We start from the raw sequence: 15,951 nt of genomic DNA on the forward strand, positions 1-15,951 counted from the left end.
GGCCCCCCCCCCCCCCCGATCCAGCCCCCCCAACCCTGCCCCCTCCCCCCCCCCCGCCGCTGACAGCCCCACCCCGCGGTCCATCTCGCAACTTCACACGCTCACCCGTCGCGACCGTTCCGCGGGCCTTTTCGGCACGGAGCGCACCACAACTTCACACGCTCACCCGTCGCAGCCGTTGTGTGGGGACTTTGGGTGCGCTGCGCACCACAACTTCACACGCTCACCTGTGACGGCGGTTGTGTGGGGACTTTGGGTGCGCTGCGCACCACAACTTCACACGCTCGCTTGTGACGGTGGTTGTGTGGGGACTTTGGGTGCGGAGCGCGCCGTAACTTCACACGCTTGCTTGTGACGGTGGTTGTGTGGGGACTTTGGGTGCGGAGCGCGCCGTAACTTCACACGCTTGCTTGGGGTGGCTGGTGGGTCAGGGGCGGGCGTTGAGGTAGGTGAGGACGGCGAGGACTCGGCGGTTGGTGTCGTCGGTCGGTGGGAGGCCGAGTTTGGCCAGGATGTTGCCGATGTGCTTGCCGACCGCGGGGTCGCTGACGAAGAGGGCGCCGGCGATCGCCGAGTTCGACCGGCCCTCGGCGATCAGGCCGAGCACCGTGCGCTCCCGCGGGGACAGCCCGGCCAGCGGATCCCGGGGCCGGTGCAGGAGCCGCCGGACCACCTCCGGGTCGAGGACCGTGCCGCCGGCCAGCACCGTTCGCAGCGCCGCGACGAAGTCCTCGATGTCGGCGACCCGGTCCTTGAGCAGGTAGCCGACGCCGTCGCCGGTGGCGATCAGGTCGGTGGCGTATTCGTCCTGCACGTATTGGCTCAGCACTACCACCGGCAGGCCGGGCCGCTCCCGGCGCAACTGGACCGCGGCTCGCAGGCCCTCGTCGCGGAACCCGGGCGGCATCTTGATGTCGGTGATCACCAGGTCGGGCTGGTGCGTGCCGACCGACACCATCAGGTGCTCGGCGTCGCCGACCGCGTCCACCACCCGGAAACCGAACCGGCCCAGCACCCCGATCAGCCCCTCACGCAGCAACACCCCGTCCTCGGCGAGAACGACACGCGCACCGCCCGCGCCCGGTCCGCCCGCGCCCGGTCCGCCCGCGCCCGGGCCGCCCGTGAGCGGAGCGCCCGGGCCGCCCGTGAGCGGAGCGCCCGGTCCGCCCGCGCCCGGGCTGCCTGCTTCTGTGTTGGTCGGCGGCTGTGGGCTGGGTGGGGTGGTCATCGGGGGCATGGGAGCTCGACTCGCAGCAGCGTCGGGCCGCCGACCGGGCTGGCCAGCAGCAAGCGGCCGCCGGCGGCGGCCACCCGGTCGGCGAGGCCGGTCAGGCCGCTGCCGGTGGACGGGTCGGCGCCACCTCGTCCGTTGTCCTCGATCTCCAGCTCGACCCGGGTGCCGTCGCCGGTCACCCGGACCCCCGCCCGGGTGGCGCGGGCGTGCTTGGCGACGTTCGTCAGCGCCTCGGCGGCCACGAAATATGCCGTGGTCTCGATGCTCTCCGGCGGCCGCGCGGCGATCCGGGCGTCGACCGTGACCGGGACCGGTGAGCTCGCGGCCAGCTCGCGCAGCGCGGCCGGCAACCCGAGATCGGTGAGCACCTGCGGGCGGATCCCGTGCACCAGGTCGCGCAGCACCACCATCAGCTCCTTGGCCTGGCTGTGCGCCAGCCCGAGCGGCGCCGAGGCGGGCGAGTCGTCCGGCAGGTCCAGCCGGGCCATGCCGAGGTGCAGGGTGAGGCTGGTGAGCCGGTGCTGGGCGCCGTCGTGCAGGTCGCGTTCGATCCGGCGGCGCTCGGCGTCGAACGCGTCGGCCAGCCGGGCCCGGGACTGGGCCACCTCGCCGAGCTGGTCGCGCAGCGGGTCGCCGGCACCGAGCAGCCGGCGCAGCAGCACGGCGTGCCCGGCGGCGAGCGCGCCGGCCAGGTAGAGCCAGGCCGGCGCGAGCAGCACCCCGAGCAGGCAGAGCGGGATGCTCGCCAGGCCGCCGTGCACCTCATACGTCCCGAACTGCCAGGTGCCGAGGCCGAACGGGCTCGCCACCATCAGCGCCTCGGCGAACAGCGCCAGGAACGCGCCGAACAGGATCGGCGGCGCGAGCAGGGCCAGCAGCAGCGTGTAGAGCACCGCCCGCCAGGTGGCCTCGTCGCGGAACCGGGCGGCGAGGTCGAGCAAGCGGTTGCCGACGCGCAGCGGGCGCGGGTCGACCAGCCGGAGCCGGCGGCGCTCCAGGGCGGCGACCGGCAGCGCGACCAGGGGCGCGCCGCCGAGCAGCAGCCCGGTCGCGATCACGGTCAGGACGACGACGGCCGGGTCGGGCAGCTCCCCGTGGTAGATCTGGCGGCCGGCCACCAGGAACGGGAGCAGCACCAGCCAGAGGCCGAAGGCGAGCGGCGCACTGACGATCGCGGTGCCGGCCAGGAAGGCCGAGGATCGCCAGGGCCAGGGACTGATCAGGTAGTGGCGGTCGCGAAGGGCGGCGCTCAGGCTCGAGGTGGACACGAATTCACCGTAGGCAACCGCGGGCGCCCAGCCCATCCCGCTACCACCCGGCCCGGGGTATACCTAGGCATACCCCGGAGGTCACCAGCGGCGGGCTCGCCGGTCGCGCCAGGGACGGCCGTCCGGGTCGTAGATCAGGCGGTACGCCGGGGTGGCCCAGACCCGCTGGAACCACGGAAGGCTCTCGGTCTCGTGCGGGATCAACCGGCCCGGCGGGCGAGGGCCACGGCGGCCGGCGTCGCGCCAGTCGCGGAGGCGCTCGGCGGTCGCGGTCATCGTTCGTACGAAAGAAGTCGGATCCAGCAGGTCATCGGCCTGGTCGGACGAGCGGTCCAGATGCTCGAGCGCCAGCGCGAGCCGTAGTTCGCGAGGGAAACGCCGGGCCCCGTCGCCGAGCCCGGCCGGGTCGTGCGGCGCGCGCGGATCGCGGGTGTCGTCGAGGATCGCGTTGGACAGCTCGCTGTCGTGGGTCCACGAACGACGGTTGAAGTTGTCGCTGCCCACGCTGCACCACACGTCGTCGATCACACAGACCTTGGCGTGCACGTAGATCGGGGTGCCCGCGTGGTTCTCCAGGTCGAACACGTGCACCCGGTCGGGTGCGGCGTTCTTGCACAGGTTGATGGCCTGTTCCCGGCCGACCTGGTTGGGCGGCAGCGCGAACCGGCCGTCCACGTCCGGGTGGCGCGGCACCACCGCGATCAGGTGCAGGTCAGGGTTGGTCCGCAGCGCGTCGGCGAACAGCTCGGCCACCTCGGAGGACCAGAGGTACTGGTCCTCCAGGTAGATCAGCCGGCGGGCCCGCTTGATCGCCTTGGTGTAGCCGCGGGCCACGGTCTGCTCGCCGAGCGGGGCGAACGTGTATTTCGGGCGCATCGCCGGATAGGTTCGCAGCACCTGCACGGTCATCGGGCCGCAGACCGGCGGGTCGGGCGGCTGCTCCGGCAACCGGTCGGCGTGCAGGTCGGCGTGCCGCAGCGTGTCCATCAGCGTGGAGATCGGGCCGTGCTGATCGAGCGGCGCCGGATCGCACCAGCGTTCCCGGAACGTCAGGTCCAGCGCGCCGACCACCGGCCCGCGCAGCTCCAGCTGCAGGTCGTGCCAGGGCGGGGTGGGCCCGTACGCCTTCGCCATCCGCACCGCCTGCGGATCGCCGTGGTGATCCGCGTCGTCCCGGCGGCTGTGGCACAGGTCGATGCCGCCGGCGAACGCCACGTCCAGCTCGGGCCGGCCCGGGTGCCGCAGCACGACCAGCTTCTGGTGGTGCGAGCCGCCGCGCCGGACCCGCTGGTCGAGCAGCACCTCACCGCCGGCCTCGGCGATCTTGTCGCTGAGGTTGCGGTTCTCCTCCTCGCTGTACGCGAGCTTGTCCAGATGGGACCGCCACAGCAGGCCCTTGACGATCACGCCCCGGCGGGCGGCCGCCGCGAACAGCTCGGCGATCGTGGTCGGATCGTCGTCGCGCAGCCGCTCGTCCGGGTCGCCCCGCCAGTCGGTGAACAGCAGGTGGTCACCGGACTTCAGCTTCTCCACCTCGGTCATCAACCGGGCGAAATACGTTTTTCCGTGAATGAGCGGCTCGGCGGTGTTTCCCGCGCACCACGTGGGTATGTCGGTGTGCGGGTTGCCGCGTTCGGCGGCGGTGAGCAGCCAGTCCTCCGTTGGCACAGGCAATCCTCTGAGGTCGACGACGCCCTCACCGTATGCCCCCCGAGCGCCCCGCGCACGTCTACGCGATCACCCCCGATCGTCGCGTCCCCTTCAGCGGAGGAACACCAGCATGAGCAGCGAGCCGATGACCAGCACCGTCGTCCCCGAGAACCCGCAGGCCGCCGAGACCGGCCTGCTCATCGCGGTGTTGATGTTGGTGTTGCTGGGCACCACGGCGATCCTGCTGATGTCCTAGGAGCGTTGCGTCACAGCACCCACTCGTCGGCGCGGATGATGTCGATGGTGCCCTTCGGGCCGGTGCCGGTGACCGTGATGCCGTCGCCGCCGATCACCACGTCGGTGTGCACGCCGGAGTTGTTCAGGCCGAGCGCCTCGCGGTCGGCTCCGCTCATCGCCATCCCGCCCGGCACCGCGAACGGGAAGCTCTGCCCCCACGCCACGTGACAGCCGGCGTTCTCGTCGAAGAGCGTGTTGTGGAAGACGATCCCGGCCTTGGCGATCCGGCTGTCCCGGTCGACCAGGGACACCTCGCCCAGGTAGCGCGCGCCCTCGTCGGTGGCCAGCTGCGCCTCGACGAGGTCGGCGCCCTGGTCGGCGGAGACCTCGGTGATCCGGCCGCCGGCGAAGGTCAGCCGCAGCCCGGTGACCATCCCGGCCGGCAGCACCAGGGGCTTGGTCAGCCGCAGCACGCCGTCCGCGCGGTTGCGGTCCGGGCTGGTGAACACCTCCTCGGTGGGGATGTTCGGCATGTACGCGATGCCGGCGCCGTCGACCATCCCGCCGCCGGTCCAGATGCAGCCGGGGATCAGCCCGACGGTCAGGTCGGTGCCCTCGCCGTGGTACCGGATCTCGGTCAGCTCGAGCGCCTCCAGCGCGGCCCCGCGTGCGGCGAGCGTCGCGGCCCGTTCCTGCCAGGCCCGGGCCGGGTCGGCCTCGTCCAGGCGCATCGCGGTGCCGACGGCGTTCCAGAGCCGCTCCACGTCGGGTTCGCCGAAGATCTGGGTGGCCCAGCCCGGGTTCGGCGCGCCGACGATGGTCCAGCGCAGTTTGCCCATCACGGCGTCGCGGTGGGCGAGGACCTCCTCCATCCGCTTCGCGGCGGCCTTCTGCGGGTCGGCGCCGTCGAGCACGTGCGGGTCGGCGTCACCGACCAGGGCGATCCAGGCGGCGCCCTGCTCGGCCCACTCGCGGGTGCGCTGCACTGCCCAGGGCCGGCTGGCCTGCAGGTCCTCGAGGCTCGCGTGGTCGACCGCGGAGCGGCGCATCGGGCCGTCGCTGCTGATCGGCTCGACCCAGGACGCGCCGGCCGCGTAGGCCGCCTCGACCACGGCGCGGGCGATCTCCAGGTGGGCGGAGTCGAAGTTCAGGACCACGCCCTGCCCGGGCTGGACGTTGATCCCGGCACGGACGACGACATCGGCGAAGCGCTTGATCCAATCCATGCCGAAAAGTCTAGGCCTCGCGGGATCGCCGGACGGCCCGTCAACCGTGGTTGACACTGGCGTGGTGTCAACGTAGGTTGACACCCATGACCGAGGCTACCGACCTCGCCGCCGCCGCGGGCAGCGCCGACCCCCGGGTCGGGCTCCGTGCGGTGGTGGCGCTGCGCCGCCTGCTGGAGGGCTTGGAACACCTGCAGGTGGCCAACGCCCGACGCAAGGGCTGGTCCTGGCAGGAGATCGCCGACGCGCTCGACGTGACCCGCCAGGGCGTACACAAGAAGCACGCGCACCTGATGCCGATGAACGACCCGCGGGAGGGCTGAGATGTTCGAACGATTCACCCAGAGCGCGCGCGCAGTGGTGATCGACGCCCAGGTGCAATCACGGGACCTGGGCCATCCGGTGATCGGAACCGAGCACGTGCTGCTCGCGCTGCTCACCGCAGAGAGTGGCGCGGCCGACGTGCTGCGGGCGGCCGGCGTCGACCGGGCCACCGTCCGGGACGCCGTCGTCGCGCACACCGGCGACCGCAGTGACGAGGCGGCCGCGGTGGCCGACCGGGACGCCGAGGACGCTGCCGCGCTCAGAGCGATCGGTATCGACCCGGCGGCGGTCCGGGCCGCGATCGAGGAGAACTTCGGGGCCGGCGCGCTGAACCTGCCCCGGCCCGCACCGAAGAAGCGGGGGATCTTCGGGAAGTTCTACGCCTCCTCCGGGCACCTGCCGTTCTCCCGGCGGAACAAGAAGGTGCTGGAGCTGGCACTGCGCGAGGCGCTTCGGCTGGGCCACAAGTTCATCGCGCCGGAGCACCTGATGCTCGGGATGATCCGCGAGGGCGAGGGCCTGGCGATGCTGGTCCTGACGGAGCGCGAGGTGGACGTCGAGCGGCTGCGCGCCGATCTGGTGCGCTCGCTGGAGACCCGGGTCAGCTGAGCTTCAGGCGCATGCCCGGCTGCTGGGTGCGCCGGAAGCCGAGGGACTCGTAGAGCGCCTCGCCGTCGGGCGAGGCGCGCAGGTCGACGGCGCGCACCCCGCGCTCCCGGAACCAGCCGAGCAGGGCGGTCGTGCATCCCCGGGAGAATCCGCGGCGCCGCATGTCCGGGTCGGTGACGACGTTGTAGACGTAACCGACCCGGCCGTCCGGGTTCGACGGGTTGCCGAGGCGCTGCTCGATGCCGCCGAGCGCGCAGGCGGCCAGGCCGGCGCCGCCGGGACGGTCGACGACGAACGCCGCGAGGGTCGCCTCGGCGCGGCCGAGCTGTCCGGTCAGGGCGGCCAGGGCCGGGGCGCGCCAGTCGTCGTTCCAGCCCGGGTCGTCGAAGGTGTGCAGCAGCACGGCGCGGAGGCGGACGATCTCGGCGGCGTCGGCGGGGGAGCCCGGGCGGATCAGCACGGTCCGAGGCTAGCGGACCGCCACATCCCAGCGGTCGCGCCGGGGCCGGGACGGACCGCCTGCCTCGCGGTGCTCCCACCCGGGACTGTGCCCAGGTCGTACCATATGGGGTCAGTCGGTGTGCGGCAGACGGACTGCCGGGATGGTGCCCAACCGCCCCTTCTGGAAATCTTCGAAAGCCTGCTTGAGCTCGGCCTGCGTGTTCATCACGAACGGTCCGTACTGCGCGACCGGCTCGCGGATCGGGCGGCCACCCATGATGAAGAGGTCCAGCTCGGTCTTCGCCTCGACGCGGATCGCGTCGCCGGGGCCGTAGGTGGCCAGCTGTCCGAGAGTGATCGGTCGCAGGTCGGGGCCGACGAAGCCGTCGCCGGAGAGCGCGTAGACCAGCGCGTTGTAGTCGGGCTGCCACGGCAGGTCGAGCCGGGAGCCGGGCTGCATGGTGACGTGCGCCAGGTTGATCGGGGTGAACGTGGAGCCCGGGCCGGACTGCCCGGCGATCTCGCCGGCGATCACCCGGATCAGCGCGCCGCCGTCCGGAGTGGTCAGCAGCGCGGACTGCTTGCCGCGGATGTCCTGGTACTTCGGGTCGATCATCTTGGCCGCGCGCGGCAGGTTGACCCAGAGCTGCAGGCCGTGGAACAGGCCGCCGCTGGTCACCAGATGCTCCGGCGGGGCCTCGATGTGCAGGATGCCGGCGCCGGCGGTCATCCACTGGGTGTCGCTGTTGGTGATCGAGCCGCCGCCACCCAGCGAGTCCTGGTGGTCCATGATGCCGTCGATCATGTAGGTGACGGTCTCGAAACCGCGGTGCGGGTGCCACGGCGTGCCCTTCGGCTCGCCCGGCGCGTAGTCGATCTCGCCCATCTGGTCCAGGTGGATGAACGGGTCGAGCTCGCTGACCGGCACCCCGGCGAACGCGCGGCGGACCGGGAAACCCTCGCCCTCGAAGCCCTTGGGCGCGGTGGTCAGCCGGCGGATCGGCCGGTAGTCGGTCGTGACCGGGTCGAGCTTCGGCAGGCGGGGCAGGACCAGGACGTCGTCGACGGTGATAGCAGGCATTTCGAGCCCTCCAGACTTCGGTGAGGTCAGCGTAGCTCTTTCAAAACTGAAATACCAGGGTTTAGCTTAAAAACTGAAGAAGATCGCGGCACGGGCCGCCGGCCTCGCGGATCTTGCGGAGGTGCCGGCCTCAGGCCTTGCGGATTTTGGCGAAGGCACGGCCGATCGCGGCCAGCTCCTCGTCGTCCAGGTGGTCGATGAAGCTGCGCCGGACGGTCTCCAGGTGTGCCGGAGCGGCGTCGCGCAGCGCCGCCAGACCCCGCTCGGTGATCAGGGCCTCCTGGCCGCGCCCGTCGTCGGCACAACTCTGCTTCTCCACGAGTCCGCGTTTGACCATCGAGGTGATCTGGTAGGTGATCCGGCTCGGCGAGAGCACCAGCCGGTTGGCCAGCTCACCCATCCGGATCCGGCGGTCCGGCGCCTCGGTGAGCGCGACCAGCACGTGGTAGTCGTTCATGCTCAGGCCTGTCGCCGCCCGCAGCTCGTCCTCGAGCCGGGTGTGCAGCGCCCACGAGCTCTCGACATACGTCTGCCAGTGCTTCAACTGGGTCCCACTGAGCGGTTCGGCCATGGTTCGAACCTTACTCCTTAAAATCTTAAGAACAAAGATATGGTACGACCTGGGCAGGGTTCCGTGGTGGACAACGCACGGCAGGCGGTCCGCCCGGACCGCGGAGCACCGCCGGGCTGGAGTGGTCCGGCACCGTTCGAGATGATGGGATCGTTTGTGCGCAAGCTCGTGTACTGCATCGCGACCACCCTGGACGGCTTCATCGCCGGGCCGGACGGCGCCGACCCGACCGGCCCCGGCGGGTTCTGGCCGCTCCCGGAGGACTACCTGGGACACCTGATCGCGGAGTACCCGGAGACGTTGCCCGGCCCGGCCCGGCAGGCGCTCGGCATCACCGGGGAGGGCAGCCGGTTCGACACGGCTCTCGAGGGGCGTCACTCGTACGGTGTCGGGCTGGCGGCCGGGGTCACCGACGCCTACCCGCACCTGCGGCACCTGGTCTTCTCCCGGACGCTGACGGCGAGCCCGGACCCGGCGGTCGAGGTGGTCTCCGGTGACCCGATCACCCGGGTGCGTGAGCTCAAGCGGGAGGACGGCAAGGACATCTGGATCATCGGGGGTGGCGCGCTCGCCGGGGCACTCCTGCCGGAGATCGACCAGCTCGTGGTCAAACTGGCGCCGCTGACCATCGGCGCCGGGATCCCGCTGTTCGGCCGGGAGGCGGCGTTCCAGCCGCAGGCCTGGGAGCTGACCGACCACACCGTGCTGAAGAGTGGCGCGCTCGTCCTGACCTACCAGCGGGCCGGCTGACCCGTGACAGGCGAAAGGCCGGCCCCGAGGGGTCGGCCTTTCCGCACAGGTGAAGCTGTGTGCCTGATCGGTCACTCGAAGGCGGGCAGCGCCACCATCGAGCTCAGCGAGACGGTCAGCTCGACCGGGTGATGCACCGGAGCGGCCACCGTGAACCGGGCGCCGAACGGGTCCCGCAGCACGGCGAACTCGGTCAGGCCGTCCTCGGTGGGCTCGGCCAGGAGTGCGCCGCCGAGACGCTCGCAGTGGTCCACCGCCGCGGAGATGTCCTCGACCTGGAACGCCGCACGCCACCAGGCGCCACGGTAGCCCGAGGTCAGGCCCGCGATGGCGTCGTGCGCCTGGTTGAGCCACTCGCCGACACCGAAGTCGTGACGCAGCAGCCAGCCGAACGCCGACCCGTAGAACCGCGCCGCCTGGTGCGGGTCGTCAGTGATCAGTTCCGGCCAGGACATCGTGCCCGGTTCGCCGCCCGCTTGCGCCCCCGCAAAGTCGGTCGGCTCCCAGAGCCCGATCAGCGCACCGGCCGGGTCGGCCACGATCGCCCGGCGCCCGCCGTGTGCGTCGGCCGGGTGGCTCACGCAGGTGCCGCCGGCCAGGGCCACCTGCTCCAGGGTGTCCTCGAGGTCGGGCGTGCTGAGATGCGTCAGCCACCCGTCCGGACGGTCCGCCCCGCTGCGGGTCAGCCCCGCCACGGCGCGCCCGTTCAGCTTGAAACGATCACCGGCTGACTCCCAGCCGAACAACTCTCCGTAGAACTGCGCCGCTCGCGCAGGGTCCGCACTCGCCAGTTCCACCCAGTTGGGTGTCAGTGGTGCATAGCCTCTGATCCGCATGTGCCGCTCCATGATGGACGTCCCCAGTTATCTGAGCACTCTACGGCACTGATAACGCTTCGTCACCACCGTACGGTTCATTGTCCGGTTTAGAGCAGTATTAAACTACTTAGCGTGAGCGGCCAAGTGATCCAGGTGATACCGGTCGCGAGAATGCCTCAGATGTGGAAGATCGTTCATATTGGCGGCACGGAAGGTTCGCATCGAGAGTGCGCGTTGTTACTGTCTGTTGAGTAGCATCTCGAACCAGACAGTGGAACCACGCACTGTCGGGTCGGTGCCCCACGTGTCGCTGAGCTCTTCGATCAGGCCCAGGCCGCGGCCGCGGCTGGCCATCGCGTCGGCCCGGGCCCGGATCACACTGCCCCGGGTGCCGGTGTCGGCCACCGAGACCAGCAGGCGCTCCGCATTCAGGTCGATGTGCACCTGCGCCGGGGTGCCGGCGTGCAGCAGCGCGTTCGTGGTCAGCTCGCTGGTGCACAGGATCGCCGCGCCGATCACCGGCTCGGGCACCTGCCACTCGCGCAGCCGGGTGGTCATCCACTGCCGGACCCGGCTCGGCCCGGTCGGCTCCGCCGCCACCTGCATGGTCGCCGACCGGCTCATCGCCAGGGCGTGCTCGACCGCGAGCACCGCCACGTCGTCGTCGGTGGTGCCCTCGACCGCGGCGGTGGCCAGCGAGCACATGTTCCGCGGATCGCCGCTCGCCGAACCGGCGGCGGCCGCCACCAGGGCGTCCAGTCCGGCGTTCAGCGGGCGGTCGCGGCGCTCCACCACGCCGTCGCTGTACATCAGGATGGTGTCGCCCGGCTCCAGGGTCAGCGCGCCGGTCTGCCAGCGGCCGCCCAGCCCCAGCGGCGCACCCGGCGGCACCTTCACCAGCTCGGCGGTGGCCCGCTCGCCGCCCCGCCCGGCGCGGCGCAGCACCGGCGGCGGATGGCCGGCGCTGGACAGGGTGATCGAGCCGTCGGTCGGGTCCAGCACGCCGTAGACCACGGTCACGAAGATCTCCTCGTTCCGGGACTCGGCGCCCAGCGAGGTGACCAGCCGGTCCAGCCCGGCCAGCACGCTCGGCGGGGCCGGATCGGTCAGCGCGAGGGCTCGCAACGCCGCCCGGACCTGGCCCATCACCGCGGCGGCGCGCACGTCGTGCCCGGCCACGTCGCCGAGGACCATCGCCAGCCGGCCGTCGGCGAGCCGGAACGCGTCGTAGAAGTCGCCACCCGCCGCGTTGCCGTCGACACCCACGTCGTAGCGCGCGGCGATGCGGAACGTGTCCAGCTCGGGCAGGTGCTCCGGGAGCATGCTGCGCTGCAGCAGCTGGGCGGTGCCGTGCTGGGCCTCGAACCGGCGGGCCCGCTCGGCCGCCTGCGCGACCAGCTCGGCGGCGGCGCGCAACAGGGCCCGCTCGGCCGGGAGCCAGGCGTGCGCGCGGCGGAAGCCCATGGTCAAGGCACCGCGTACCGAAGGGGTGCGCAGCGGAAGCGCGGCCAGTGAGCGGACGTGCCGCTCGTGCCGGTCCTGTGCGACGGCGCGCAGCGGCTCGCCGTCGGCGACGAAACTCGCCCGCCCGGTCTCCGCGGCCACCGCCAGCGGCGCGTCCGGCCCCGGGTTGACCCGGCGCCAGACCGGCGGCAGGCGCTCGTCGGCCTCGTCCAGCATCTCGCCGCGGATCCGGCGGACGAACCGGTACGACTGGCCGTCGTCGACGGCCAGCGCGCAGTGGTCGAGGTCGAAGGAGGCCATCGCGTAGCCCAGGACCACCCGGGTGACGTCGTCGATGGTGAGCGCGCCGGCCAGCCGGGCGGTCAGCTCGCCGAGGCTCTGCAGCCGGTGGATCACCTGGGTGGTCTCGGCGGCCACGGTCAGCACCCCGGTGATCGTGCCGCGTGAGTCGCGCACCACCGAGTGACCCCGGGTGTAGAACGCCGGGTCCGAGCCGCCCGGACGCAGCGACACCTGGCTCTCCGGCTCCAGCACGGGCTGGCCGGTGCGGAACACCCGGGCGATCACGTCGCCCATCCCGGGCTGGTCCCACGCCTCGCCGAACGCCTCCGCGGCCGGCCGGCCCAGCGCGGCCGGGTGCAGGTCGCCGAGCACCACCGCGTAGGCGTCGTTGTAGATCACCCGGAAGTCGTCGCCGTGCACCAGCATCATCGACACCGGGGACTCGAGCAGGAGATCGACGGCGGCGCGCACCGCGGGATCCCAGCGATCGATGGGCCCCACCGGGGTGCTCGACCAGTCGAGGGCGTGCACCAGAGCAGCGCATCCCCCGGCTGCCGCGGATTGCACGGGCAGCGTGGAGATCGCTGGCGGGTGTGCCGCTCCCGAGCCGACCATGCGGAAAGCCTATCCCGGGTGGGCCGTTTGGACGATGTCGCACCGGCCGACCGTCCGATTCTTGACGGTGTGCCGGACTGATTACCCGCAGGCCGTCACCCTGGGTGACCAACCACTGGGGCCTGCGTGTTTCTTGATCATTTGTGACCGCGGCCGTGATCGAACGGCCGGATGAGGATGCCGGGCTTCCGGTACGGGTTCCGGGTGCGGGCCCGGCCGCACCGGGACAACGGCCGGTGGTGGGGCCGGCTGCGCCATTCGTGGCTTCCGGACCTTCGGATTCGTCGCCTTCTCCGGATTCGTCGCTCGTTTCCGGCAGCTCGGATTTCCCGGATCCCGCTCATGATCTTGATCCGTCGCCTTTTGCCGGTCGGTTGTCGTCCGCCGGGGGCTCGTCTTGTCAGGGGCGGGTGGTAGACCCGGGACCTAAGGTTCGGGAGAGGCGTCGCGAGAGCGGCCGGGCGGAGCGAGGGAGGCCGGATGACCGGCGACGGGTTGAGCCGTGGTGTGAGTGACATGTGGCGGTCCCTGGTGCTGTACCTGCCAGTGGCGCTGGCGTTCGTCGCCGTCCTGCTGGTCGGCTGGCTGCTGGCCCGCCTCGCCCGTACGGTGACGGCGAAAGCCCTGCACCGCGTCGGCCTGGACCGGGCCGTCGGCAGCGGCCCGGCCGGCCGCCTGCTGCGTGGCGCCGACCCGGTCAAGCTCTGCGCCCGCCTGGCCTACTGGGCGGTCCTGCTGATCGCCGTGCAGTTCGCCTTCGGCCTGTGGGGGCCGAACCAGGTGAGCACCCTGCTCAATTCCCTGATCGCCTGGCTGCCCCAGGTCTTCGTGGCGATCCTGATCGTGGTGGTCGCGGTCGCGATGGCCGGTGCCGCGCACGACCTGATCCGGACCGTGCTCGGCGATCTCGGCTACGCGCGGGTGCTCGCCAAGGCGGTCGCCACGGTGATCGTCGCGCTCGGCGTGATCGCCGGTCTGGACCAGGTCGGCATCGCCACCACTGTCACCCGGGCCCTGCTGATCACGGTGCTGGCCACCGTCGCCGGCGTGATCATCGTGGGTGTCGGCGGCGGCCTCATCCGGCCGATGCAGGGCCGCTGGGAGGGCTGGCTGGACCGGGCCGCCGTGGAGTCGGTGGCGATCCGCGAGCAGGCCCGGGCGTATGCCGAGGAGCGCGCCCGCCAGGCCGAGGCCCGCGCCGAGGAGGAACGCCGCGCCGAGGAGGCCCGTCTGGCTCTCGCCGAGGAGGCTCGCAAGGCGGAGGAGGCCCGCCGCGCGGAGGAGGCTCGGCTGGCCGAGGAGGCCCGCAAGGCGGAGGAGGCCCGCCGCGCGGAGGAGGCTCGGCTGGCCGAGGAGGCCCGCAAGGCGGAGGAGGCCCGGGTCGCCGAGGAAGCCCGGCGTGCGGAAGAGGCCCGGCTGGCTGCGGAGGCTCGTCGCGCGGAAGAGGCTCGGCTGGCCGAGGAGGCTCGCGCCGAGAAGGCCCGGGTGGCCGAGGAGGCCCGTCTGGCTCGCGCGGAAGAGGCCCGGGTGGCCGAGGTGGCCCGTCTGGCTCTCGCCGAGGAGGCCCGCAAGGCGGAGGAGGTGCGCCGGGCGGAGGAGGCCCGGCTGGCCGCGGAGGCCCGTCGCGTTGAGGAGGCGCGCCGCGCGGAGGAGTCCCGCCGTGCCGACGAACAGCGACGTCTCGAGATGCAGCGCGCCGCGGAGCAGCGACAGGCCGAGGCGCAACGGTCCGCCGAGGCGCGTCGCGCCGAGATCGACCGGCGGGAGTCCCGCGCCGCCGCGTCCCCGGGGACCGAGCGGGAGCGTCGCTGGGCCCAGCCGGAGGACGAGACCCAGGTGCTGGCGATCCCCGGCGAGGAGGACAGCCTGCACTTCATCCCTGGTTTCGGCCATCCGTTCAGCCACGACGACGAGCCGACCGACCCGGGCCGTCAGCCGCTGATCTCCGACCCGACGGTGCTGACTCCGGGGGTGCGCCCGGCCGGCCCGGATCAGCAGTCCCCGTCCTCCACGACGTCCCCGGCTGGCGCGCAGGACGCGACGGGCACGCTCGACCTGCACGGTGCGACGGCTGGCGCGCAAGATGCGACGGGCACGCTCGATCTGCACGATGCAACGGCCGGTGCGCAGGACGTGACGGGCACGCTTGATCTGCATGATCTGGTGGGCGATTCCGAGACGCGGGATGTGGCTGGCACGGCTGAGGTGCGGGACGGTGCCGGCTCGGCTGGGCAGGGGGAGTCGGCTGACGGATCTGGTCAGCCGGGACCGGTGGGCACGTCTGAGTCGCCTGATTCGGGTGGCGCGGCCGACGACCGGCGGGGATCTGCTTCTTCCGCTGCGAGGGAGAGCGAGCCGGGCGTGAGCGCGGGGTCGGGCGAGGCTGCGGCGGAGACCGGCGCGGAAGAGAAAACGGTGCCCGTTGTCGGTGCGGGCAGCGCCGAGTCCGGCGAGGTGGGCGGGTCGCCGGGTGGCGGTTCGTCCGGCGCCACTGAGGACGAGACGACCACAGTGATCACCAGCGGTTCGGAGGACGGCGAGACGACCGCGATCAGGTCACCCGGCCCGCAGCAGACCGTGGTGATCGACAACGCCGGCGACGGTGAACGCACCCAGATCGTCCCGCTGCCCGAAGCGGAACGCACCCAGGTGCTCCCCACCCCCGCCACCGACGACGACCCCACCGTCCCGACGCGCACTCAGGGCGGCTCTCCCGCACGGAACTCCGGCGAGTAGCCCACCCGAGACCCATGCCGCCTCGCATCCAGCCGAGGCGGCATGGACGACCGCTGCCGGTCTTGCAGTCAGGGCCGCGGTTACATCGCGCCGCAAGGCGCTGCCTCGCGGTCGCTTGCGGGCGCCTGCGGTGATGTTGCTGTTTGCGCTGGTGCTGGCACTGCGGGGGCCCCGGTGGCTGGCCCTGCCCCGCGTTGGTTACTGCGGGGGTTTGCTGGGGGGCGCTGGCGCGCCGCTGGTGTTGCGATGACTTCCCTGCCGTGATCGGCGTCTTGGTATCTCTCGCTGTCGGTGCTGCGCGGCCGGTTCCGCTGAGCGTGTGAAGTTGGGGTCGGATCTGAACCTCAACTTCACACAGCTGGCTGTTGTGGCCGTTGCGTGGGGTTTTTGGGTGCGTATCGCACCGATACTTCACACACTTGGTTGCTCTGCTGCTTCAGCTTGATCTTGGTGAGTTGTGGCTGCTGGGTGGGCGTAGGCGCCGAGAACGACGAACCGCTAGGGCTGGGGCTGACGGCCGGGCGGGGCGAGGGGCCGGGAGGCCGAGGTGCGGTGCGCGGGTCGGCGCCGGGCGGGCTGGGGAGATCGGGGTGCGAGGGCGTGGGCGGGGTGGGAATGCTGCAGGCCGGCACCGAGGTTCGGTGC

Annotated in this window: 13 protein-coding genes and 1 pseudogene; 5 read left to right on the forward strand and 9 right to left on the reverse strand. The window is 72.0% G+C overall.

Annotated elements, in window-relative coordinates; genetic code table 11:
- Positions 1-427: 427 nt before the first annotated feature.
- The 3 genes and pseudogenes from ADL15_RS08790 to ADL15_RS08800 all read right to left on the reverse strand — a co-directional run.
- Positions 428-1,066, reverse strand: a pseudogene (locus ADL15_RS08790) (response regulator transcription factor); the annotation flags it as partial.
- 158 nt (positions 1,067-1,224) lie between these two features.
- Positions 1,225-2,502, reverse strand: a complete 1,278-nt coding sequence (locus ADL15_RS08795) for a sensor histidine kinase (RefSeq protein ID WP_232343966.1) — start codon at positions 2,500-2,502, stop codon at positions 1,225-1,227.
- 81 nt (positions 2,503-2,583) lie between these two features.
- Positions 2,584-4,170, reverse strand: coding sequence for a phospholipase D family protein (locus tag ADL15_RS08800; RefSeq protein ID WP_067686931.1), 1,587 nt, complete (start codon positions 4,168-4,170; stop codon positions 2,584-2,586).
- Between the two features lie 112 nt (positions 4,171-4,282).
- Here ADL15_RS08800 and ADL15_RS56390 point away from each other — a divergent pair, with 112 nt between their 5' ends.
- A complete protein-coding gene (locus tag ADL15_RS56390; RefSeq protein WP_269748320.1) occupies positions 4,283-4,408 on the forward strand; it encodes a hypothetical protein in 126 nt (41 codons plus the stop codon).
- A 10-nt stretch (positions 4,409-4,418) separates the two neighbouring features.
- On the opposite strand, the gene ADL15_RS08805 is transcribed toward ADL15_RS56390, so the two are convergent.
- Positions 4,419-5,615, reverse strand: coding sequence for an aminopeptidase (locus ADL15_RS08805; RefSeq protein WP_067686934.1), 1,197 nt, complete (start codon positions 5,613-5,615; stop codon positions 4,419-4,421).
- A gap of 86 nt (positions 5,616-5,701) precedes the next feature.
- Here ADL15_RS08805 and ADL15_RS08810 point away from each other — a divergent pair, with 86 nt between their 5' ends.
- Positions 5,702-5,938 carry a hypothetical protein gene (locus tag ADL15_RS08810; protein WP_067686936.1) on the forward strand — a complete coding sequence of 79 codons (237 nt, stop codon included), beginning with the start codon at positions 5,702-5,704 and terminating at the stop codon, positions 5,936-5,938.
- A gap of 1 nt (position 5,939) precedes the next feature.
- Entirely contained in the window at positions 5,940-6,548 is a 609-nt protein-coding gene (locus ADL15_RS57005) for a Clp protease N-terminal domain-containing protein (protein WP_067686939.1), read from the forward strand.
- Here ADL15_RS57005 and ADL15_RS08820 read toward each other — a convergent pair.
- The 3 genes from ADL15_RS08820 to ADL15_RS08830 all read right to left on the reverse strand — a co-directional run bounded on the left by ADL15_RS08820 (position 6,541) and on the right by ADL15_RS08830 (position 8,641).
- Positions 6,541-7,008: a GNAT family N-acetyltransferase gene (locus ADL15_RS08820; RefSeq protein WP_067686942.1), complete on the reverse strand. Its 468-nt coding sequence runs from the start codon at positions 7,006-7,008 to the stop codon at positions 6,541-6,543. The two genes, ADL15_RS57005 and ADL15_RS08820, sit on opposite strands and share 8 nt — an antisense overlap.
- Positions 7,009-7,119: 111 nt before the next feature.
- Positions 7,120-8,070: a pirin family protein gene (locus tag ADL15_RS08825; protein ID WP_067686945.1), complete on the reverse strand. Its 951-nt coding sequence runs from the start codon at positions 8,068-8,070 to the stop codon at positions 7,120-7,122.
- 130 nt (positions 8,071-8,200) lie between these two features.
- Positions 8,201-8,641, reverse strand: coding sequence for a MarR family winged helix-turn-helix transcriptional regulator (locus tag ADL15_RS08830; protein WP_067686948.1), 441 nt, complete (start codon positions 8,639-8,641; stop codon positions 8,201-8,203).
- Between the two features lie 156 nt (positions 8,642-8,797).
- On the opposite strand from ADL15_RS08830, the gene ADL15_RS08835 reads away from it, so the two are divergent.
- On the forward strand, positions 8,798-9,391 hold the full coding sequence (locus ADL15_RS08835; protein ID WP_067686964.1) for a dihydrofolate reductase family protein: 594 nt from the start codon (positions 8,798-8,800) through the stop codon (positions 9,389-9,391).
- Positions 9,392-9,462: 71 nt separating this feature from the next.
- On the opposite strand, the gene ADL15_RS08840 is transcribed toward ADL15_RS08835, so the two are convergent.
- Both ADL15_RS08840 and ADL15_RS08845 read right to left on the reverse strand, forming a co-directional pair.
- On the reverse strand, positions 9,463-10,227 hold the full coding sequence (locus tag ADL15_RS08840) for a VOC family protein (protein ID WP_232343968.1): 765 nt from the start codon (positions 10,225-10,227) through the stop codon (positions 9,463-9,465).
- A gap of 219 nt (positions 10,228-10,446) precedes the next feature.
- A complete protein-coding gene (locus ADL15_RS08845) occupies positions 10,447-12,570 on the reverse strand; it encodes an ATP-binding SpoIIE family protein phosphatase (RefSeq protein ID WP_067686958.1) in 2,124 nt (707 codons plus the stop codon).
- 480 nt (positions 12,571-13,050) lie between these two features.
- Between ADL15_RS08845 and ADL15_RS08850 the strand changes: the two genes are divergently transcribed.
- Positions 13,051-15,306 carry a mechanosensitive ion channel family protein gene (locus ADL15_RS08850; RefSeq protein WP_083971022.1) on the forward strand — a complete coding sequence of 752 codons (2,256 nt, stop codon included), beginning with the start codon at positions 13,051-13,053 and terminating at the stop codon, positions 15,304-15,306.
- Positions 15,307-15,951 lie beyond the last annotated feature (645 nt).

Source organism: Actinoplanes awajinensis subsp. mycoplanecinus (assembly GCF_001509495.1).
In the GTDB taxonomy this organism is placed as follows: domain Bacteria; phylum Actinomycetota; class Actinomycetes; order Mycobacteriales; family Micromonosporaceae; genus Actinoplanes; species Actinoplanes palleronii.